At 62.9% G+C, this 21,328-nt stretch carries 18 protein-coding genes; 11 read left to right on the plus strand and 7 right to left on the minus strand.

All coding sequences use genetic code 11. From position 1 onward, the window contains the following. Positions 1-99: 99 nt before the first annotated feature. On the minus strand, positions 100-912 hold the full coding sequence (locus tag OC446_RS04425) for a DUF1194 domain-containing protein (RefSeq protein ID WP_262027836.1): 813 nt from the start codon (positions 910-912) through the stop codon (positions 100-102). Positions 913-1,181: 269 nt separating this feature from the next. Here OC446_RS04425 and OC446_RS04430 point away from each other — a divergent pair, with 269 nt between their 5' ends. Next, positions 1,182-1,421, plus strand: a complete 240-nt coding sequence (locus OC446_RS04430) for a hypothetical protein (protein ID WP_262027837.1) — start codon at positions 1,182-1,184, stop codon at positions 1,419-1,421. Between the two features lie 619 nt (positions 1,422-2,040). Here OC446_RS04430 and OC446_RS30830 read toward each other — a convergent pair. Continuing rightward, positions 2,041-2,526: an HU family DNA-binding protein gene (locus OC446_RS30830; RefSeq protein WP_315986479.1), complete on the minus strand. Its 486-nt coding sequence runs from the start codon at positions 2,524-2,526 to the stop codon at positions 2,041-2,043. Between the two features lie 418 nt (positions 2,527-2,944). Between OC446_RS30830 and OC446_RS04440 the strand changes: the two genes are divergently transcribed. From OC446_RS04440 to OC446_RS04450, 3 genes are all read left to right on the plus strand, one after another. Next, entirely contained in the window at positions 2,945-3,841 is an 897-nt protein-coding gene (locus OC446_RS04440) for a sugar kinase (RefSeq protein ID WP_262027838.1), read from the plus strand. A 35-nt stretch (positions 3,842-3,876) separates the two neighbouring features. After that, positions 3,877-4,542 carry a bifunctional 4-hydroxy-2-oxoglutarate aldolase/2-dehydro-3-deoxy-phosphogluconate aldolase gene (eda, locus tag OC446_RS04445; RefSeq protein ID WP_262027839.1) on the plus strand — a complete coding sequence of 222 codons (666 nt, stop codon included), beginning with the start codon at positions 3,877-3,879 and terminating at the stop codon, positions 4,540-4,542. Positions 4,543-4,631: 89 nt separating this feature from the next. After that, positions 4,632-6,272 carry an acyl-CoA synthetase gene (locus OC446_RS04450; protein WP_262027840.1) on the plus strand — a complete coding sequence of 547 codons (1,641 nt, stop codon included), beginning with the start codon at positions 4,632-4,634 and terminating at the stop codon, positions 6,270-6,272. Between the two features lie 10 nt (positions 6,273-6,282). On the opposite strand, the gene OC446_RS04455 is transcribed toward OC446_RS04450, so the two are convergent. Continuing rightward, positions 6,283-7,083, minus strand: a complete 801-nt coding sequence (locus OC446_RS04455; RefSeq protein ID WP_262027841.1) for an enoyl-CoA hydratase — start codon at positions 7,081-7,083, stop codon at positions 6,283-6,285. 191 nt (positions 7,084-7,274) lie between these two features. Here OC446_RS04455 and OC446_RS04460 point away from each other — a divergent pair, with 191 nt between their 5' ends. Further along, positions 7,275-7,847 carry a peroxidase-related enzyme gene (locus tag OC446_RS04460; RefSeq protein ID WP_262027842.1) on the plus strand — a complete coding sequence of 191 codons (573 nt, stop codon included), beginning with the start codon at positions 7,275-7,277 and terminating at the stop codon, positions 7,845-7,847. A 4-nt stretch (positions 7,848-7,851) separates the two neighbouring features. Here the strand turns inward: OC446_RS04460 and OC446_RS04465 are convergent, their stop codons facing one another. Further along, entirely contained in the window at positions 7,852-9,240 is a 1,389-nt protein-coding gene (locus OC446_RS04465) for an FAD-binding oxidoreductase (protein WP_262027843.1), read from the minus strand. A 105-nt stretch (positions 9,241-9,345) separates the two neighbouring features. Further along, complete coding sequence (locus OC446_RS04470) at positions 9,346-10,134, minus strand: SDR family NAD(P)-dependent oxidoreductase (protein WP_262027844.1); 789 nt, start codon at positions 10,132-10,134, stop codon at positions 9,346-9,348. A gap of 431 nt (positions 10,135-10,565) precedes the next feature. Here OC446_RS04470 and OC446_RS04475 point away from each other — a divergent pair, with 431 nt between their 5' ends. The 6 genes from OC446_RS04475 to OC446_RS04500 all read left to right on the plus strand — a co-directional run bounded on the left by OC446_RS04475 (position 10,566) and on the right by OC446_RS04500 (position 16,685). Continuing rightward, entirely contained in the window at positions 10,566-11,654 is a 1,089-nt protein-coding gene (locus tag OC446_RS04475) for an ABC transporter ATP-binding protein (protein WP_262027984.1), read from the plus strand. A gap of 10 nt (positions 11,655-11,664) precedes the next feature. Continuing rightward, a complete protein-coding gene (locus OC446_RS04480; RefSeq protein ID WP_262027845.1) occupies positions 11,665-12,762 on the plus strand; it encodes an ABC transporter ATP-binding protein in 1,098 nt (365 codons plus the stop codon). Next, a complete protein-coding gene (locus OC446_RS04485) occupies positions 12,759-13,655 on the plus strand; it encodes a carbohydrate ABC transporter permease (protein ID WP_262027846.1) in 897 nt (298 codons plus the stop codon). The genes OC446_RS04480 and OC446_RS04485 overlap by 4 nt, the downstream gene beginning before the upstream one ends. A 104-nt stretch (positions 13,656-13,759) precedes the next feature. After that, entirely contained in the window at positions 13,760-14,536 is a 777-nt protein-coding gene (locus tag OC446_RS04490) for a carbohydrate ABC transporter permease (RefSeq protein WP_262027985.1), read from the plus strand. Between the two features lie 10 nt (positions 14,537-14,546). Next, a complete protein-coding gene (locus OC446_RS04495) occupies positions 14,547-14,828 on the plus strand; it encodes a DUF2160 domain-containing protein (RefSeq protein WP_262027847.1) in 282 nt (93 codons plus the stop codon). A gap of 153 nt (positions 14,829-14,981) precedes the next feature. Then, the gene (locus OC446_RS04500) at positions 14,982-16,685 is read left to right on the plus strand and encodes an ABC transporter substrate-binding protein (RefSeq protein WP_410055009.1); all 1,704 of its coding nucleotides are present in this window, start codon (positions 14,982-14,984) and stop codon (positions 16,683-16,685) included. 88 nt (positions 16,686-16,773) lie between these two features. Here the strand turns inward: OC446_RS04500 and OC446_RS04505 are convergent, their stop codons facing one another. Together OC446_RS04505 and OC446_RS04510 are read right to left on the minus strand one after the other, a co-directional pair. Then, positions 16,774-18,021 carry an adenylate/guanylate cyclase domain-containing protein gene (locus OC446_RS04505; protein WP_262027849.1) on the minus strand — a complete coding sequence of 416 codons (1,248 nt, stop codon included), beginning with the start codon at positions 18,019-18,021 and terminating at the stop codon, positions 16,774-16,776. 100 nt (positions 18,022-18,121) lie between these two features. Further along, the gene (locus OC446_RS04510; protein WP_262027850.1) at positions 18,122-21,307 is read right to left on the minus strand and encodes an efflux RND transporter permease subunit; all 3,186 of its coding nucleotides are present in this window, start codon (positions 21,305-21,307) and stop codon (positions 18,122-18,124) included. Between the last annotated feature and the right edge of the window lie 21 nt (positions 21,308-21,328).

Raw genomic sequence — 21,328 nt, forward strand, 5'->3', positions numbered from 1 at the left:
TGGGAGGCCATTCCGCGAGGAGCGAGGCTTCATCGAAGGTTCGAACAGGCATTCTGATCACTTCGGAATGCCTGTTCGACTCGTTGGACCTTGCGCCTTTCAGGGCTTCTTCTCCTGGCTCAAAAGGTCCTCCTGCTTTCGCTTCTCACCAGTGATGCAGTTCATGCTTCCCGCCTGAGCCGGGACGATCATGGAACGCGCGCCGCCGGTCCCCGCGACCTCACGCATGATCTTCGTGCGGACCACCATGGCGAACTGTTCCGGATCATGCACGGGGATCACGAAAGAGCCGGCCCCACCGATCACGCATTCCCTATAATAGAGATCCAGATCCTCCTGCTCCGCATTGCCGGTGCCGCGATTGAACATGATGGGCAGGCCATTGATGATGATGCCGTCCGCAACCGCCTCATCGCGCGCATAGGTGACATGGCGGCCATCGTTGTTCGGACCGTCGCCGGATATATCGACGACGCGGCGGAGCGGTGCGCCTCCCAACTGATCGAAGAGCTTGCGGCTTTGGTCGATGACCCCGGAGATCGAGGTCATCCCCGCCTGGCGAATGGGCTGGTAGGCGAGTTGGTTTGAGAACGACCTCGCCTTCTCAGGACTGTCGATGACCATCCAGGGCACGATGACCCGCTGATCCTTGACGCCCGACCATTCGACATAGGTCACCGCGATGCGGCCATTCAGGCCGCTCCCGATGGCTTCATGGACGAGGGAGGACCGGAAAGCGTCGATGAAACCTTCCCGCTGGAGTCCCTGCTCGTCGCTCTCCATGGAGGACGACACATCGACCGCGATCACGAGGGCGACATCGAGCTGGGTTTCCGGAGCGACAGGACTGGCGGCAAGAACTTCACCGGCCAGCAGAAAGAACGCGAGAGTACTCAGGAACCTATTCGCCATGACCACCTCCGCTCCCGGCCCTTGATCATGCGATCGTGGCCAAGATTACTGTGCATCAACATTCCACTGAGTCATTTGATACGCACACTTGGCCGATAAATCGGCAAATCTACTTCAAGCGATCGCTCGTCCTTTTCGACGATCCCCTGCAGGGCGTTCCACTCCGCAACCCTCCGGTACGACGTAATAAAATCCACCCTCTATACGCAGAGCAGACAGGGGGTAACCGTTCGAGTAATGATTTCTTACGCTACGCAAAGGGCAAAACCATGAAACCTGATATGGATATGATCGGCGCTCTCACCAGTTTCTCCGTTGGTACGCTCGACGGCCGTGATGCGATGATGGTGATCGAACTCGCGACAACGCCTGAAGAATACGAGCAGGGCATTCGCCATCAGATGCCGGTTGCCATGACCCCCGAGCATGCCCGGGAGTTGGGCGAGGCTCTCCTGCTCGCCGCCAGGGCGGCCGAGATGGGCGAGGCGCCGAGCTACGCGTTCAACTGATCGAAGCGTTCCCCTCAGAAAGCGTAAACACCAGTCGGCCGACACCGACCTGCCTCTTCCAAGTTCACATTGAAACGAAAGTGCTCGTGTGGAGCCTCATTGCGGTCAGGGCTGAGCACAGAAAAAATTGCGTATTGTTCCTTGGCGCATCGTGTGCCCCTCGGCCGCTCCGGATGATGCGTCACTTGAGAGCTCGAGCATCGGCTGCGTCCCAAAACCGGGCCCGCTTTGGGGCCGATGCTTCAGAACGTTCTTCGGTAAAGCTGATCCTACTCGCCGCCTCAAGATGTCGCGCGAAAACGCAGTGAGTTGGCGTTACGCGAATGGATGGATTTCTACATCAAGACGAATTGTCGAAGGGCGGATTTATCCCCTGCCCCATGGTCATTTATCTTCGTCAAGGCCGACTGACCGGAACGTTACCTGCAATGTCGGCGGATGTTCACGGCGCAGCGAGCGCCCGAAGCCTCTCGATTTCTTGCAGAACGGACCACGTCCACCGCTACACTCGGAAAGACGACACCACTTCGCAAACGAAAAGAGCAAGGCGGAGACCGCCTTGCTCTCTGGCTGGAGTTAGCCGGAACGCGCGTCAGACGCTGTTCCCTCGTGACCAGGATCAGATGGATTCCTTGAGGTCCTTGGCCGCGCGGAAGGCGATCTTCTTCGAAGCCTTGATCTTCACCGGCTCGCCGGTCTGCGGATTGCGGCCCATGCGGGCGGCGCGCTTGCGCACCTGGAGGATGCCGAGGCCCGACAGGCGAATCTTGTCGCCCTTCTTCAGGCTCTTGGTGATCATCTCGACGACGTGAGTCAGCATCTCGTTGGCTTGGCGCTTGGGAAGCTCGTGCAGCTCGGAGAGCTTCTCGGCGATATGGCGCAGCGTCAGGATCGGAGACGATGCCGAGGAGGATGCCTTCGCAACCTTCTTCACAGCCGCCTTCTTCGCCGGTGCCTTGGTCGCAGCGGCCTTGGTCGCAGCAGCCTTGCTGGCGGCCTTTGCCGGTGCCTTGGCAGCCTTCGACGATGCCTTCGCTGCAGCCTTAGGGGCCGCAGCCTTCTTGGCCGGGGCCTTCTTGGAAACCTTGGTTGCAGTCTTGGCCATCAGAAACTCCTTATTGTAGATGGTGAATGCGTAAGACAGCAGAATCTCAATAACGCGTTCAGCCAAGAATTAAAGATGGCAAAGCCAGCTTTCCGCACAATAGTACGGGTTACTTGTCGATTTCTCGTCAAGAAGGGCCTGAATGCTGGTGCTACGAGGCTTTCAAACGCGCTCGCAATCCGAACCCGGACGGGGATCGAAGCGGCTTGAGGGCAAAGAACTCGCGCTCGCAGAACCGCATTTAGAGCCCGCCCGTGGAATATCGCGCGAATGGCCTGCCTCTTCCTCGTCTTAGGGCTGGACATGCAGGGATATTTTGATGTCACCTCCCTTGTCGCAAAATCGCAGTATTCCGGTTATGGGATCGGAAATGGGCTGACGCTCACAACAGTCAAAAAAGTAGCGCCACGGTGGAAACATGACAAAAGTCGCCTGCATCGGTGAATGCATGATCGAGCTTCGTGAGGAGGCCGACGGCCGGTTGTCGAGGGGCTATGGCGGCGATACGTTCAACACCGCCGTCTATCTGGCTCGCCTCGGAACCCGGACCGACTACATCACCGCGCTGGGAGACGACAGCTGGAGCGATGAGTTGATCGCGGCCTGGAACAAGGAAGGCGTTGGGACGCAACGGGTGCTGCGCCTGCCCGGTCGCCTCCCGGGTCTTTACATCATCCAGACGGATCCGAAGGGCGAACGTCGCTTCTCCTACTGGCGCGAAACAGCGGCTGCGCGTCTGCTCTTCCAGGCGCCGGAAGCCGCGAGCATCATCGAAGCCATCGGCAGCTACGATCTCATCTATCTCTCGGGCATTTCCCTCTCGCTCTATGGGGAGAGCGGGCGCGAGCGCCTGTTCGACGTTCTTCGCGATGCCCGTTCCAAGGGCCGTCGCGTGGCCTTCGACACGAATTTCCGCCCGCGCGGCTGGCCGGATCCAGAAGTCGCGCGAGCCGCCTTCCGCGAGGCCTTCGCATGCGCCGACATCATCCTCGCGTCAACGGAAGACCTCGACCTGCTGTTCGGCGACACGGGGGGCGAGGAACTTCTAGCCTTCTCCGACCGTGCCGAGATCGTCCTCAAGCATCCCGACCTGACCTGCCGCGTCCTGTCGCAAGGAGAGGACATTCTCGTGCCCGGCAAGCCGGCGGAGGACGTGGTCGACACCACGGCGGCCGGCGACAGCTTCGCCGCCGCATATCTGAATGCGCGCCTGTCGGATGAAAGCCCGCGCTCCGCTGCGGCGGCAGGCCATCGCCTCGCCGGGCAGGTCGTGCGCTATCGCGGCGCGATCATCCCGCGCGAAGCCATGCCATAGTGCCCTATAACCGCTTTATCCAGGGAGTCCCTCTCATGCCTCAAGACCCGAAGGATCTCGCCAGCGCCCGCAGCAAGACGCTGGCCGATCTCCTCCGCGCCGGCCCTATCGTTCCGGTGATCACGCTGGAGCGCGTGGAGGACGCGGTTCCCCTCGCGCGGGCTCTCGTCGCGGGCGGGATGCGCCTGTTGGAGATCACCCTGCGCACTGCCGCTGCGGCAGAATCAGCGGAAGCGATCATCCGGGAGGTGCCGGAGGCCATCGTCGGCATCGGAACCGTTCTGACACCGAAGGATCTCGAGCGCGCTCAGTCCCTCGGCGCCCGCTATGCCCTGAGCCCCGGCGCCACGCCCGACCTGCTCGAAGCGGCGAGCCGGAGCGAGATGCCGTTCATTCCCGGCATCGCCACCGCGTCCGAACTCATGGCGGCCTTCGCCCATGGCTTCCAGACCGTCAAGTTCTTCCCGGCCGTCGCATCCGGCGGCATTCCGGCTCTGAAAGCCCTTGCCGGACCGTTCCCGCAGGCGCGCTTCTGCCCGACGGGCGGGATCGACGAGAAGAACGCCCGCGATTGGCTTGCCCTGTCGAATGTCGTGGCCATCGGCGGATCGTGGGTCTGCCAGACCTCCGACATCCGCGCCCAGGCCTGGGGTGAGATCACGGCGAAAGCGCAGCGCGCCATGATGTCGATCAAGGAATGAGGCGCCGCTGGCCGGTCAGCGACTGACACTTCGTAGCATTGTCAGTCTCCCGTCTCCTGGCGATACTCATCACCGGGAGAGGAAAGCCAATGACCTCAACGATCTACGATACGCACCTCGACAAGAACCCGGCAAATTATCAACCCCTGACGCCGCTCTCCTTCCTGGAGCGGGCGGCGAGCGTTCATCCGGATCGTCCGGCCGTGATCCACGGCTCTCTGGTTCGCGACTATCGTGACTTCTACGCACGCGCCCGCCGGCTCGCGTCGGCGCTCGCACGGCGCGGCATCGGGCGCGGCGATACCGTCTCGGTCATGCTTCCCAACACGCCCGCAATGCTCGAATGCCATTACGGTGTGCCGATGGCCGGTGCCGTGCTCAACACGCTGAACACCCGCCTCGATGCCAAGATCATCGCCTTCTCCCTGGAGCACAGCGAAGCCAAGGTGCTGATCACGGACCGGGAGTTCTCGGCCACCATCAAGGCAGCGCTCGCGCAATCCTCGGTAAAGCCCTTCGTCATCGACTACGACGACCCCGAATTCACCGGCCCGGGCGAGCGGCTGGGAACCCTGGAATACGAGGAGTTCCTCGCCCAAGGCGATCCCGAGTTCGTCTGGAGCCCGCCTCGGGACGAGTGGGACGCCATCACCCTGAACTACACCTCGGGCACCACGGGCGATCCTAAGGGCGTCGTCTATCACCATCGCGGCGCCTATCTGCTCGCCATGGGCAACATCCTCACCGCCGGCATGGGCCAGCATCCCGTTTATCTGTGGACGCTGCCCATGTTCCATTGCAACGGCTGGTGCTTTCCCTGGTCGCTCTCCATCGTCGCGGGCACCCATGTCTGCCTGCGCGCCGTGCGCGCGAAGCCTATGTATGACGCGCTGGCCGATCACGGAGTTACGCATCTCTGCGGCGCGCCCATCGTCATGTCGACCCTGCTGAATGCGCCCGCCTCCGAGAAGCGTCCCCTGCCTCATACGGTCAAATTCCTGACCGCCGCCGCACCGCCGCCGGAAGCGGTGCTCGCCGCGATGAAGGCCGCGGGCTTCGACGTGACGCATCTCTACGGCCTGACGGAGGTCTATGGGCCGGCGGTGGTCAACGAATGGCACGATGAATGGGATGCGCTCGACCAGGGCGGCTATGCGGCCAAGAAGGCCCGCCAAGGCGTGCGCTATCCGGTACTGGAGACCCTCGACGTGCTTGACCCGGAAACCATGAAGCCCGTGCCCGCCGACGGACGGACCCTCGGCGAGGTCATGTTCCGCGGCAACGTGGTCATGAAGGGCTACCTCAAGAATCCATCCGGCACGGCCAAGGCCTTCGAGGGCGGCTGGTTCCATTCCGGCGATCTCGGGGTGAAGTATCCCGACGGCTACGTGCAGCTGAAGGATCGCTCCAAGGACATCATCATTTCCGGCGGCGAGAACATCTCGTCCATCGAAGTGGAAGATGCCCTCTACAGGCACCCCGCCATCCAGGCGGCCGCCGTCGTTGCGATGCCGGATGAGAAATGGGGCGAGACGCCTTGCGCGTTCGTGGAGCTGAAGCCCGATCAATCAATCCCGGCGGAGGACATCCTAGCTTGGTGCCGCCAGCATCTCGCCTCCTACAAATGCCCCCGCACGGTCATCTTCACGGAGCTGCCCAAGACCTCAACGGGCAAGATCCAGAAGTTCCAGCTGCGGGAGATGGCACGGGCTCACAAGGCGGCAGGCTGATCGGGGACCGTCACCGCCCCTTCCACACGGGCTTGCGCTTTTCGATGAAGGCATCGATGCCCTCGCCGGCATCCTCCGCCATCATGTTGCAGGCCATGACGTCGCCCGCATAGGCATAAGCCTCCTCCAGGCTCATGGAGCGCTGTCGGCCGAACATGGCCTTGCCCGTCCGGATCGCCACCGGACTCTTGGCGCAGATATCCGCCGTCAACGCGGCGACGGCCTCATCCAGGCCGGCATCGGGCGCCACCCTGTTGACGAGACCGAATGACAGGGCCTCGGCGGACGAAACGAAGCGTCCCGTCACCAGCATATCGAAAGCATGCTTGGGCGAAACGTTGCGGGACAGCGCCACGGCGGGCGTGGAACAGAAGAGCCCCACATTGATGCCGGAGACGGCAAAGGTGGCGCTCTCGGCGGCGACCGCCAGATCGCAGGAGGCTACCAGCTGGCAGCCTGCCGCGGTCGCCATGCCATGCACCCGGGCAATCACCGGGACCGGCAGGTCGACGATCCCCTGCATCACCCGGCTGCACTGCGCGAACAGCGCTTGGTAATACTCCTGACGCGGGTTGGCCCGCATCTGCTTGAGATCGTGCCCCGCACAGAAGGCCCTGCCGGATGCAGCCAAAACGACGCAGCGAACCGCCTCATCCTGCCTCAGATCGTTCAGCGCGTCTTGAAGCGCCGACAGCATTTCCTCGGACAGGGCGTTGAACTGGGATGGTCGGTTCAGGGTCAGCGTCACAACCCCGCTCCGCTCGTCGCGCAGCAGAATGTCGGTGCTGGAAACGGCCTGCTGGGCACTCATCGGCATTCTCCTCCGGATCGTTCCTAAAGCATCGGACCCAAAAGTGGATTCGCACTTTTGGGATTGGATCCGATGCTTCCTCTCTAGATGAGAGCATTGTTTGCAGGATCCAACCTCAATAAGCTCGGTCTGGCAACAAGACCCTTGAGGAACGCCACCTTGTTTCAGGCCCGCAACAAGAGGTGACATTCGTGAGCAAGCCGCCGATCAGCCGCTTTCCCGCCCCCGAGATCTCGGATCTGCCTGAGGATATCCGCACACGGATCCTGGCGGTTCAGGAGAAGTCGGGCTTCGTGCCGAACGTCTTTCTCGTGCTGGCCCGCCGCCCGGACGAGTTTCGCGCCTTCTTCGCCTATCACGATGCCTTGATGGACAAGCCCGGCAATCTCACCAAGGCCGAGCGCGAGATGATCGTGGTGGCGACGAGCAATGCCAACCAATGCCAATATTGCGTCATCGCCCACGGGGCGATCCTGCGGATCCGGGCCAAGAACCCGCTGATCGCCGACCAGGTGGCGATCAATTACCGCAAGGCTGACATCACACCGCGACAGAAGGCGATGCTGGATTTCGCCATGAAGGTATCCCTCGAAGCCTATGCAGTCGGCGACGCCGACATTGAGGCATTAGCCGCCCACGGCTTCACGGAAGACGATGTATGGGACATCGCGGCGATCGCGGCGTTCTTCGCCATGTCGAACCGCCTCGCCAACGTCACCAGCATGCGGCCCAACGACGAGTTCTATTCGCTCGGCCGAGGCTGAACGCTCAAGCCGAAAGAACCTTACCTGGATTGAGCCGGTTGTCGGGATCGAGCGCCCGCTTGATCGTGCGGGCGAGCTCCATCTCGGGCGCTGCGCGGTAGCGCGCCAGCTCGCCCACGCGGTACTGGCCGATGCCGTGCTCCGCCGAGATGCTGCCGCCGAAAGCCGCCACGACATCGTGCACGATCCGGTTCACCTGGCCGGCGTCATGGCTCGCATCGACGAGAACGTTGTAGTGGATGTTGCCGTCTCCGAGGTGTCCGAAGGCGTTCACGCGCGCGACTGGCACGCCGGTGGCCAGGGCCTGCCCGGCTTCGACGAGGAAGCGCGGGACCTCCGTGAGTGGAACGGAGACGTCGTGCTTGACGCTCTTGCCCTCCCGCGCCTCGGATTCCGTCACATGCTCGCGCAGGGCCCAGAGCTGGGCGGCCTGGGCGCCCGATTCGGCAATGGCGCCGTCGAGCGCAATCGCCTGCTCGAAGGCCGCGCCCAGCATCGTCTCGGCAGCCTCCCGCAGGCCCGCAAGGCTGGACGCTGCTTCGATCAGCACGAACCATTCGCCTTCCGCGATGGGTGCTTTCAGGCCGGCATGTTTGGCGACGAGCTGCAGGGAGGTCGCCGAAATCAGCTCGAAGGCCGAGATCTGATCGCCCAACTCGTCCTGAGCGAGCTCCAGAAGGCGCAGGGCCGCCGCAGGGTCGGCGACCGAGAGCAAAGCCGTCACGGAATGCTTCGGTCGCGGCAGAAGCCTCAGGACCGCCGCCGTGACGATGCCGAGCGTTCCCTCGCTGCCGATGAAGAGCTGCTTCCAGTCGTATCCTGCATTGTCCTTGCGCAGCTTCCGCAGTCCATTGGCTATGGTCCCATCGGGCAGGACCACCTCGAGCCCGAGCACGAGGCTGCGGGTCATGCCGTAGCGCAGGACGTTCACGCCACCCGCATTGGCCGCGACCACACCGCCGATGGTGGCCGAACCCTCGGCCGCCAGGCTCATAGGCAGCAGGCGCCCCGCCGCAGCGGCGGCATCCTGAGCGACCTTCAGGATGCACCCGGCCTCGGCCTCGATGGTCAAGCCGACCGGATCGACGGAGCGGATGGCGGCCATGCGATTGAGGGAGAGAACGACCTGCCGGCCTGAGGCATCCGGCACCGCGCCGCCGGCCAGTCCCGTATTGCCGCCCTGCGGGACGATGGCGGCACCGGCCTCGCGGCAGATCTGCACGATCTGGGCAACCTGCTCGGCCGTTGACGGTCGGACGACACAGGCGGGCCTGCCCGGAAAGAGCCTGCGCCAGTCGACCGCGTAAGGCTCGAGATCCGCCCCTTCCGCGATGACGGCGGAGGGACCCAGGAGGCTCATCAGTCGCTGCGGCAGGTCCGTCGCATTGGTCATGGCAAAATCCCTCGCGGTCGCATCACCGCTCCTGACCGATCAGGGCGCGATCGTCAACGTGGCACGCGCGAGGGATAGTGGAATGGAACTGCGACGGAACGGCGATCAACGCTGGCCCGATCCTGGCTCGGCCATCTTGCGGTGCTGCTCGGCAAGCATGCCGGCCGGCGTCACGTTGGCCAGGATCGTCGTGAACTTGTTCTTCCAGCCGCTCACCACATCGCCTTCGCCGTTCATCATGGCATCGAACCCGACCTTCGCCACGAAGGCGGGATCGTCCTTCTTGGCTTGCCCGACCTGCGTGTCTTCCATGCCGGCCCGCTCAAAAAACTCGGTATCGGTCGCACCGGGCATCAGGCACGTCACTGTGATCTTCGTGTCCTTCAGCTCATTCCTGAGCGCGAAGGAGAAGGAATCGATGAATGCCTTGGTGCCGTTGTAGACGGCCTGGAATGTCCCGGGCATGAAACCGGCGATCGAGCCGGTGATGAGAATCCTGCCCTCGTTCCTGGCCCGCATGTCCCGGCCGACCTTCTGGATCAGATAGAGGGTGCCGGTGATGTTGGTGTCGATCACATGGCGCGCCTCGGTGAAATCCTGATCGAGAAAGGCGTGACCGAGGCCATGGCCGGCATTGGCCAGGAGCGCGCCGACCGGCCGTCCATGGGCTGCAGCATAAAGCTTGTCGACGCCTTCGAGGGTCGAAAGGTCAGCCTCGACGGCATCGACCTTGGCGCCCAGAGCCTGGAAGTCCTTGGCCGCATCGTGAATCGCCGCCTGATCGGCCGCGATCAGGAGATCGTATCCGTTCTCGGCACAGAGTTTGGCAAGTTCATACCCGATGCCCGAGGAGGCTCCGGTCACGATGGCAAGCGGCTTTGCGGTTTCGGGCATGACATTTCCCTGGCGGTTCGAAGGACTGGGCCGGTCACGAGCGGAGAAGCGCAACCGGCATGTGGTGCTTGAACTCACGACGGGCGCTACAGTTCAAAAATACGAGCCAAGCAGCCGAGCCTCGCAGACGGCGAGCCTTGGCAGTTCAGTCCAGTCAAAGACCAGTTCCTTTAAGATATCGGGCAGTTGCTTTCGTCATGGGGGCAAGTTACCTTCACCATAACAATAAAAGAAAGCTTAGGCCCTCAAGGGCTGTGGCTGGGAGAAGCGCTCTTGGGTCCGCAAGAATCGGCGACGTTCGGCGTCGCGGTGAGTGGTGGCGCATGCGGGCATGACATGGCCCGAAACGCGGTGGAGCGTGGCACCGCGACGACGTCCCCATACCCCATATCGGCTACTCCCAAGATTGCCTCTCGAGCCGGGGCATGCCGATGACTCTTGTGCTCGATGGCGTATCGAAGAAGGTCGGGGCCGCGACCCATATCGACGATGTTCACCTGAATCTGGAGCGTGGTTCCCTCAATGTCCTGCTTGGGGCGACGCTTGCCGGCAAGACGTCGCTTATGCGGCTCATGGCCGGGCTCGATGCCCCGACCAGCGGCCGTATCCTCGTCGATGGGCAGGATGTGACCGGCTGGCCAGTACAACGTCGCAGCGTAGCCATGGTCTACCAGCAGTTCATCAATTATCCGTCGCTCGATGTCTACGAGAACATCGCTTCGCCTCTGCGAGTTGCCAGGCTGCCGAAGGCAGAGATCGACGCGCGCGTCCGCGAGGCCGCCAAGCTCCTGAAGCTGGAACCCTATCTCGACCGGAAGCCCTTGAACCTCTCCGGCGGCCAGCAGCAGCGCACCGCCATTGCCCGTGCGCTCGTGAAGCGCGCGGATCTCGTCCTGCTCGACGAGCCCCTGGCCAATCTCGACTACAAGCTCCGCGAGGAACTGCGCGAGGAACTGCCGCGTGTCTTCGCGGCATCGGGGGCTGTTTTCGTCTATGCGACGACGGAGCCGTCGGAAGCCCTGCTCCTGGGTGGCAATACGGCGACCTTGTTCCAGGGCCGGGTGACGCAGTTCGGGCCGACGCCGCAGGTCTATCGCCGTCCTGACGATCTGATCACCGCCCGCGTTTTTTCCGATCCGCCGCTCAACACCATGACGGTCCGGAAAAGCGGCGGCAGCGCGATCCTGAGCACGGGTGCCGAGATCAACGCGACGGGACCACTCGCCTCGGTCGCGGACGGAGAATACACGATCGGTTTCCGGGCTCATCACCTGACTCTGGAGCCGACGGGCCCCGATGGCATATCGATTCCGGCCATCGTGTCCGTATCCGAGATCACGGGATCGGAGAGCTACGTGCATCTGGATGCCAGCGAGCATCGGCTCGTGGCGCTCATTCCAGGAGTGAGGCGGCTGGAGCCGAAATCCCCTGTCACCGTCCATATCGATCCGCGACACTTGTTCCTGTTCAACATGGCAGGCCGCTTGGCCGTCACCGACCCGGCCCAGAAAGCGGCGTGAGGAGCGACGGATGGCCCGCATCACTCTCGATCATCTCGCCCATGCCTACAGGCCTGATCCCCACACGGCGGACGACTACGCCCTCAAGGAGATCAACCATGTTTGGAGCCAGGGCGGCGCCTATGCGCTGTTGGGTCCGTCCGGCTGTGGCAAGACCACCCTGCTCAACATCATCTCGGGGCTGGTCCGCCCCACGCGCGGACGCGTGCTCTTCGACGATCTCGACGTGACGGACCTGGCCACGGAGGCGCGCAACATCGCCCAGGTGTTCCAGTTCCCGGTCGTCTACGACACGATGAGCGTGCGCGAGAACCTGGCCTTCCCGCTCAAGAACAGACACGTCCCACGAGACAGGACGGCCCAGCGGGTGGAGGAGATCGCACGTCTTCTCGACCTGACCCGTGTTCTCGATCGGAAAGCGAGCAACCTCACGGCGGACATGAAGCAGAAGATCTCCCTCGGGCGCGGCCTCGTGCGTCCGGACGTCGCGGCCATCCTGTTCGACGAGCCGCTCACCGTGATCGATCCGCACCTGAAATGGCAGTTGCGCTCGACCCTCAAGGAGATCCACCGCGCTCTCGACATTACCATGATCTACGTGACCCACGATCAGACAGAGGCGCTGACCTTTGCCGACAAGGTCGTGGTCATGCATGACGGCGCCGTGGTGCAGACGGGAACACCCGACGAGCTGTTCGAACGTCCGGCCCACACCTTCGTCGGTCACTTCATCGGCTCGCCGGGCATGAACATCCTGCCCTGCAGGGTCGAAGGCGCCACCGCCTTCATCGGCGATCAGACCGTCGCCCTGCAGCGGACCTATCGCCCCCCCTATGGAGAGCGGATGGAGCTCGGTATCCGTCCGGAATTCGTGCGCCTTCAGCCGAGAGGAACGGGACTGCCGGTCAGGATACGTCGCATCGACGACATCGGCCGCGCCCGCATCGCCCGCGTGGAGATGAGCGGACGTGCTTTGGCCGCCAGCGTTCCCGACGGGATATCCTTCGACGGGGACGAGGCGGCTCTCGCGCTCGATCCACGTCAGATCCACATCTATGCGAATGGCCACCTCGTTTCGGGCGAGTCGATCGACGGAGGCCGGGCATGACGAAAACCGTCAACAACAAGGCCTGGGTCTTCGTCCTGCCGGTCTTCGCCATCGTGGCCTTCTCGGCCGTCCTGCCGCTGATGACGGTGGTGAACTACTCGGTCCAGGACACCTTCGGCAACAACCAGTTCTTCTGGAATGGGATCGGCTGGTTCCAGGAACTGCTCGATCCTTCGACGGAGCTGGGAGGACGTTTTTTCGGCGCCCTGTGGCGCACCCTTCTCTTCTCGGCGATCATCCTCATGATCGAAGTGCCGCTCGGCATCGCGGTGGCGCTCGCCATGCCGCGGGAGGGCTGGACGGTCGCGCTCTGCCTCGTCCTGATGGCCCTGCCGCTCCTTATTCCATGGAACGTGGTCGGCACGATCTGGCAGGTTTTCGCCCGCGGCGATATCGGCCTTCTCGGCTGGACGCTCAATCATCTCGGGATCGATTACAATTACAGCAACGACCCGATCGACGCCTGGGTGACACTCGTCGTCATGGACGTGTGGCACTGGACGAGCCTCGTGGCGCTTCTCTGCTATGCCGGGCTGAAATCCATTCCCGACGCCTATTATCAGGCGGCTCGCATCGATGGCGCATCGCGATGGGCCGTCTTCCGCACGATCCAGCTGCCGAAGATGCGACGCGTGCTGCTGATCGCGGTGCTCCTGCGCTTCATGGATTCCTTCATGATCTATACCGAGCCCTTCGTGATCACCGGCGGCGGCCCGGGCAACGCCACCACATTTCTGTCCATCGATCTGGTGAAGCTGGCCCTCGGGCAGTTCGATCTCGGCAAGGCGGCCGCCATGTCGCTGGTCTACAACCTGATCATCCTCGCCATCTGCTGGGTCTTCTACACCGTCATGACCAATGTTGACGCCCAGCGTGAGAGAGTCGAAGCATGACCGGAACCATCGCCGTCGACGCCTCCGAAACGAAGCCCGTCACGGTTCCTCTTGCGGCGAACCGAGCCCTGTCAGGCCCCCGCATCAGCGGGCGCGTGGTGGTGATGACACTCTACCTGCTGTTCCTGATGCTGCCGATCTACTGGCTCCTCAACATGAGCCTGAAGACCAACATGGAGATCACGTCCGGCCTGACCCTTTGGCCGAAAGAGATCACCTTCGACAACTACATCAGGATCTTCACCGATCCGAGCTGGTATTCGGGCTACATCAACTCGCTCACCTACGTCGTCATCAACACGGTGCTGTCGATCTCCTTCGCGCTCCCGGCCGCCTATGCCTTCTCGCGCTACAGGTTTCTCGGCGACAAGCACCTGTTCTTCTGGCTGCTCACCAACCGGATGGCGCCGGCTGCGGTCTTCGCCCTGCCCTTCTTCAATCTTTATTCCGCCATCGGGCTTTTCGATACGCCCTGGGCCGTGGCCCTTGCCCATTGCCTCTTCAATGTGCCGCTGGCCGTGTGGATCCTAGAAGGGTTCATGTCGGGCGTCCCCCGGGAGATCGACGAGACCGCCGCCATCGACGGCTATTCGTTTCCGCGCTTCTTCGTGAAGATCTTCATGCCGCTGATCGCCTCGGGCATTGGAGTCGCGGCCTTCTTCTGCTTCATGTTCTCCTGGGTCGAGCTGTTGCTGGCGCGAACCCTGACCTCGGTCAACGCCAAGCCCATCGCCGCCACCATGACACGCACCATCTCGGCCGCCGGCATGGATTGGGGCCTGCTCGCCGCCGCCGGCGTACTCACCATCGTGCCGGGCGCGCTCGTGATCTGGTTCGTCCGCAACTACATCGCCAAGGGCTTCGCCCTGGGCCGGGTTTGAGGAGAGCGCCATGCCTGATCTCGCCTGGATGGCCTGGACGTGGCAGACGGGCCTCTTCTTCGTCGGCATCGCCAGCCTCCTGCTCGTCATGACCCTGCTGGCAATCCAGCGCCCGGAGACGGAGCGTGTCGGCGTTCTGCGCATCCCGACGACACGCGGCGACCGTCTCTTCATCTCGCTTCTCGGTGCGGCTTTCATCCACCTCGCATGGCTGGGCCTCGTTGGCCCGGACCTATGGTGGGCATCAGGCCTGTCCCTGCTCTACGCAGCCGCCGTGTTTCGCTACGTCTAGGAGGAATGGCTCACTAAAAACCTCCGGTTTGCCCGGACCGGAAGGATCAAGACCAGCGCACAAGCCGGCCAGGGCATTACTTGGGAGGATCGAATGAAACTCACCCAATCTCACCGGCATCTGAAACTGTTCATCTCGACGAGCGTCCTGGCGATGGCGCTCGGCTCCAGCGCTGCTCTTGCGGGCATGGAAGAGGCCCGCCGCTGGATCGACACCGAATTCCAGCCGTCCACACTCTCGAAGGATGAGCAGCTGAAGGAGATGGAATGGTTCGTCAATGCGGCCAAGCCGTTCGTGGGCCAGGAGATCAACGTGGTCTCCGAGACCATCACGACCCATGAATACGAAGCGAAGACGCTCGCCAAGGCCTTTTCGGAGATTACGGGAATCAAGCTCACCCACGACCTGATCCAGGAAGGCGACGTGGTGGAGAAGATCCAGACGCAGATGCAGTCGGGGCGCAACATCTACGATGCCTGGGTCAACGATTCCGATCTCATCGGCACCCACTTCCGCTACAAGCAGGCGATCCCGCTGGACGACTGGATGGCCGGCGAAGGCAAGGATGTGACCTTGCCGACGCTCGATGTTGCCGACTTCATCGGAAAATCCTTCACCACCGCTCCCGACGGCAAGATGTATCAGCTGCCGGACCAGCAGTTCGCCAACGTCTACTGGTTCCGCTACGACTGGTTCCAGCGCCCGGAGTTCAAGGAAAAGTTCAAGGCGAAATACGGCTACGATCTCGGAGTTCCGGTCAACTGGTCAGCGTATGAGGACATCGCCGAATTCTTCACCAACGACGTGAAGGAGATCGACGGCGTCAAGGTCTACGGCCACATGGATTACGGCAAGAAGGATCCGTCGCTTGGCTGGCGCTTCACCGATGCCTGGCTCTCCATGGCCGGCAACGGCGACAAGGGCATCCCGAACGGCCTGCCGGTGGACGAATGGGGCATCCGCATGGAAGGCTGCCGCCCCGTCGGCTCCTCCATCGAGCGCGGCGGCGACACCAACGGCCCGGCGGCCGTCTATGCCATCGCCAAATATCTCGAGTGGATGAAGAAATATGCGCCGCCCCAGGCGGCTGGCATGAACTTCTCCGAGTCGGGCCCGGTGCCGGCGCAAGGCAACATCGCCCAGCAGATCTTCTGGTACACCGCCTTCACGGCCGACATGGTGAAGCCCGGTCTCCCTGTCGTGAATGCGGACGGCACGCCGAAATGGCGCATGGCGCCCTCCCCGCACGGATCGTACTGGAAGGATGGCATGAAGCTCGGCTACCAGGATGCCGGCTCGTGGACCTTGCTGAAGTCCACGCCCGTTGAGCGGCGCAAGGCGGCTTGGCTCTATGCGCAGTTCGTCACGTCCAAGACGGTCTCGCTGAAGAAGAGCCATGTGGGCCTCACCTTCATCCGAGAGAGCGACATCTGGGACAAGAGCTTCACCGAGCGCGCGCCCAAGCTTGGCGGTCTGGTCGAGTTCTACCGCTCTCCGGCCCGCGTGCAATGGACCCCGACCGGCAACAACGTGCCGGATTATCCGAAGCTCGCCCAGCTCTGGTGGCAGAACATCGGCGACGCGGCATCCGGCGCGAAGACCCCGCAGGAGGCGATGACCTCGCTGGCCAACGCGCAGGACGAGGTGCTCGGCCGCCTGGAGCGCGCCAACGTACAGGGTGAATGCGGCCCAAAGCTGAACCCGAAGACCTCCGCCGAGGAATGGTTCAAGAAGGCTGAAACCGCCGGCACCATCGCGCCCCAGCGCAAGCTCGCGAATGAGAAGCCCAAGGGCGAGACGGTGGATTACGACACGCTCATCAAGAGCTGGCCCGCTTCCCCGCCGAAGCGCAGCTGACGAAAACCAGCCCCGCCCCTGTAAGGGCGGGGCTTTCTCATAGGACTGGCTTCGAAGCGCTCAAGCCACACCCTCCCGAAACTGCCGATCACGGCTCTGCCCGCGTTTCCCTTTCGTCCAACCATGACAGGTCGAGCGTGAACAGCTCCTGCGGCCGCGCGACGCCCCTCAGGGCATAACGGCCCACCGACACCAGGCATTCCCGATCCTCACTTGCGGCTGCCGAGAAGAACGCGGACGACACGAGGACATCCCTCTCCACAGAGCGGCACAAGGCGCCGATCCGGCTCACCTCGTTCACGGCCGGTCCGACGACGGTGAAATCCAGCCGGTCCTGGCTGCCGATATTGCCGTAGAACACCTCTCCGATATGCAAGCCGAGATAGGCCGAGGTGACCGGGAGGTTGCAAGACAGGCGCTCCTCGTTCAGCGCCCGTATCCTCGCATGCATCAGGCGCTCAGCCTTGAGCGCGCACCGGCAGGCCTGAACGGGATCATCCTCCTTGAAGATCGCGAGCGCACCATCCCCGATCAGCTTCAGGACATCGCCGCCCGCCTCGTAGATGGAGGAGATGATCGCTTCCGAATAATCGTTCAGGAACGGGATGATCTGCTCGGGATCGGCCGTCTCCGTAATATGCGTGAAGCTGTGAAGGTCACTGAACCACAGGACCGACTGGATCCGGTCGGTCACGCCACGGGCGATCCGCCCGCTCAGGACGAGCCGGCCCGCATCGCGACCGAGATAAGTCTCGACGAGGGTTTTCGCGATGCGCGCCAGCGAGGCGCATTTCATGGCCAGCATCAGGGGCGAGGCCAATTCGCGCAGGAGTGCGATCTCGTCGTCGGCGAAGCCGGAAGGCGCGTCGGTCGTCCAGGACGAATAGAAGGAATCCATCTCACCGATGGCGCCCTCGACTTCGAAGCGATGGATCAGGACGAGATAGTCCGTCTGGCCTTCAGCGCGGAGATCCGCGAGAATCGAGAAATCCTCGATCTGCCCGGGGCCGATCCGCCGCCGCAGGAAGTCCTCTCCGGTCGACCAGAGATGATAATAGGTGCTCCGGCGCCAGTTCTCCGCCGCCTGCCCTTCCACGTTGGTCCGGCCGTACTCGACGATCGGATCGAGACTGTCCTGGTCGTCACGGCGCCAGCGGAAGACTCGGCCCTCATGGATCGGGTGCAGCGTATCGATGATGATGTTCACCTGCGAAATGGGCAATCCCTCGCCGGTCAGCCTGGTGCAGAATCCGCGCAGGAGCTCGAGCTCCGACATGCCAACCAATCCGGCTTCGGTGACCCATTTCGCAATATGTGCCGCCTGAGCTTTGTCCATGGGGCTCTCTTCACGATGCCAGTGCATCCAACCTTCACCTTCAGCATATCGGGCGAAGGGGCAAAGTCGAACACCGATACGCGCGTCGCGGACACTCCCTCTACTCGGCGGGGTTGGGTTGGGTTCCCAACGAGTCGGCCCGCTTCGAACCTGGGCGTCTGAAGAGACGCAGAACCACGAGGCGAACCGCAACGTAGAAGACGGGCGTCAGGAACAGGCCGAACACGGTCACGCCGAGCATTCCCGAGAACACGGCCGTGCCGAGAGACTGGCGCATCTCGGCGCCGGGGCCGGTCGCGATCGCGAGCGGCAGCACGCCGAGAATGAAGGCGAAGGCCGTCATCAGAATGGGCCGCAGGCGCAACCGGCACGCCTCGACCACCGCTTCCACCGGCGTCTTGCCGTCGAACTCCGCCTGCCGGGCGAATTCCACGATGAGGATGGCGTTCTTCGCGGCCAGGCCGACGAGGACCACAAGGCCGATCTGGGTCAGGATGTTATTGTCCTGGCCTCTGATCATGACGCCGATCAGCGCCGAAAGAACGCTCATCGGCACGATCAGGATGATCGCGATGGGCAACGACCAGCTTTCATACTGGGCCGCCAGCACGAGGAACACGAAGAGCACGGACAGCGCGAAGATGAACACCGCCGTGTTGCCGGTCTGCCGCTCCTGGAACGCCAGTTCCGTCCATTCGAACCCCATGCTCGGCGAGAGATTTTGCCGGACCAGCGTCTCCATGGCATCGAGCGCGGTGCCTGAGGACACGCCCGGCCCCGCATTGCCCTGCAGGGCCACCGAGGTGAACATGTTGTAGCGCTGCACCAAGTCAGGCCCCGACACCTCCCGCATCTCGACAAGGGTGCCCAGGGGCACGAGAGCGCCCGTGGATGAGCGGACCCGCAGCCGGTTGATATCATCCTGGTCGATCCGGAAACGCTGATCGGCTTGCGCCCGCACCTGGTAGACCCGGCCGAACGCATTGAAGTCATTCACGTAGGCGGTGCCGAGATTGATGCGGAGGGTTTCGAAGATGTTCGGGATCGGCACGTTCAGGATGCTCGCTTTCTGGCGGTCGATCTCCAGATAGACCTGCGGCGAGTTGGCCGAGAACGTGGTGAAGACGCCGGCCAGGTTCGGGTTCTGCCGCGCCTGCCCCATCAGCTGAGAGGCGACCGCCAGGATGCCGCGCACATCGTCGCCGGTGCGGTTCTGGATCTGAATCTTGAAGCCGCCGGAATTGCCGAGGCCTCGGACAGGGGGCGGCGGGATGGCGATGATGAACGCCTCCTCGATCTGCTGCATGCGCGCGAACAGATCGGCGATGATCTTGGCCCCGGATTCACCCGCTTCGATCCGCTCGTCGAAAGGCTTGAACCCGGCGAAGATCGCCGCGGCATTAGTCGCGTTGGTGAATGTGGCGCCGGAAAACCCCGCGAAGGCGACCGCGTTCTTTACGCCGGGCGTCTCCTGCATGATCTTGGACGCCCGCTGAACCACCGCATCCGTGCGCGCCAGGGACGCCCCATCCGGCAACTGGATCACCACGATGGCATAGCCTTGGTCCAAGGTCGGGATGAAGCCGCGCGGCACATGGTTTGCCGTCCATAACGTCCCGGCCAGGAGGCCGACATAGACCGGCAGCACGATGAGCTTGTGCCGCGCCAGCGTTCCGACCGCCTTCGCATAGCCGTTGGACGTGGCGTCGAAACCGCGATTGAAGCCGTTGGCCAATGTTCGCCCGAAGCGGGCAGCCGGATTCCTGGAATGCTCGTGAGTGTGCGGCTTCAGCAGAAAGGCGGCCAGGGCCGGCGAAAGTGTCAGGGAATTGAAGGCCGAGATGACCGTCGACACGGCGATGGTCAGGGCGAATTGTCGATAGAACTGGCCGGAGATGCCCGGAATGAAGGCGGTGGGCACGAAAACCGCGACGAGGACCAGTGCAATGGCCACGAGAGCGGCTCCGACCTCGTCCATGGTCGTGTGTGCGGCATCGCGCGGACTCATTCCGAGTACGATGTTACGCTCCACGTTCTCCACAACGACGATCGCATCGTCGACAACGATGCCGATGGCTAGAACCATGCCGAACAGGGTCAGCGTATTGATCGAGAAGCCGAGGGCCGCCATGAAGGCGAAGGTGCCGATCAAGGAGACCGGGATCGCCACGATGGGGATGATCGCCGTGCGCCAGCTCTGCAGGAACACGAAGACCACGATCACGACGAGAGCCGTGGCCTCGAACAACGTCTTGTAGACCTCGTTCACGCTTTCGGAGATGAACTCCGTGGGATTGTAGACGATCTGATACGCGATGCCCGGCGGAAAGTTGCGTTTGAGCTCCTCCATGGTCCGTGTGATCTGCTCGGAGGCGGCGAGCGCATTGGTCCCCGGGCGCTGGAAGATGGCGAGCGCCACCGCAGGATTGCCGTTCAGATAGGAATTCGTGACGTAATCCTGCGCGCCGAGTTCGATACGGGCAACGTCCTGCAGCCGCACGAGGCGGCCCTGCGGGGTCGCCTGGACGATGATCTGCCGGAACTGGCGCGGATCCTCGAACCGGCCCTGCGTCGTCACCGTCAGCTGAAAGGCCGCATCCGTCGGCGTCGGCTCCTGCCCCAGGGCGCCGCCCGACACCTGGACGTTCTGCTCCTGGATCGCCCGCACCACCTCGCTCGAAGTCATGCCGTATGAGGCAAGCTTCTCGGGATCCAGCCAGACGCGCAGGGAATATTGACGCTCACCGAAGATGATGAGATCCCCCACGCCGTCGAGCCGCAGCAGGATGTCGCGCACATAGTTGCGGGCATAGTTCGAGACGTAGAGCTGGTCGTAGGACCCGTCCGGCGAGAGCATGTGCACGACCATCATCAGGTCGGGCGAACTCTTGAGCGTGGTCACGCCGAGCCGACGGACCTCTTCGGGCAGGCGCGGCGTTGCGATCGCCACGCGGTTCTGGACAAGCACCTGGGCCTTGTCGAGATCAGTTCCGAGCTTGAACGTGATCGTCAGCGCCATAGCGCCGTCGCCGGTAGAGTAGGAGGACATGTAGAGCATGTCCTCGACACCGTTGATCTGCTGCTCCAGCGGCGTCGCGACGGTGGCAGCGACCGTCTGCGCATCGGCTCCCGGGTAACTGGCTCTGACGACCACGGTGGGTGGCGCGATATCCGGGTATTGCGCGACCGGCAGCGTCGAGTAGGCGATCCCTCCGATGATCAGGAAGAGCGCCGACAGGACGGTCGCGAAGATGGGGCGATCGACGAAGAAATGGGCAAAGCGCATGGAAGCGCCCTCCTCGCGTGG

Origin of the sequence: Microvirga sp. Mcv34 (genome assembly GCF_024519725.1) — a bacterium.
Classification (GTDB): Bacteria; Pseudomonadota; Alphaproteobacteria; order Rhizobiales; family Beijerinckiaceae; genus Microvirga.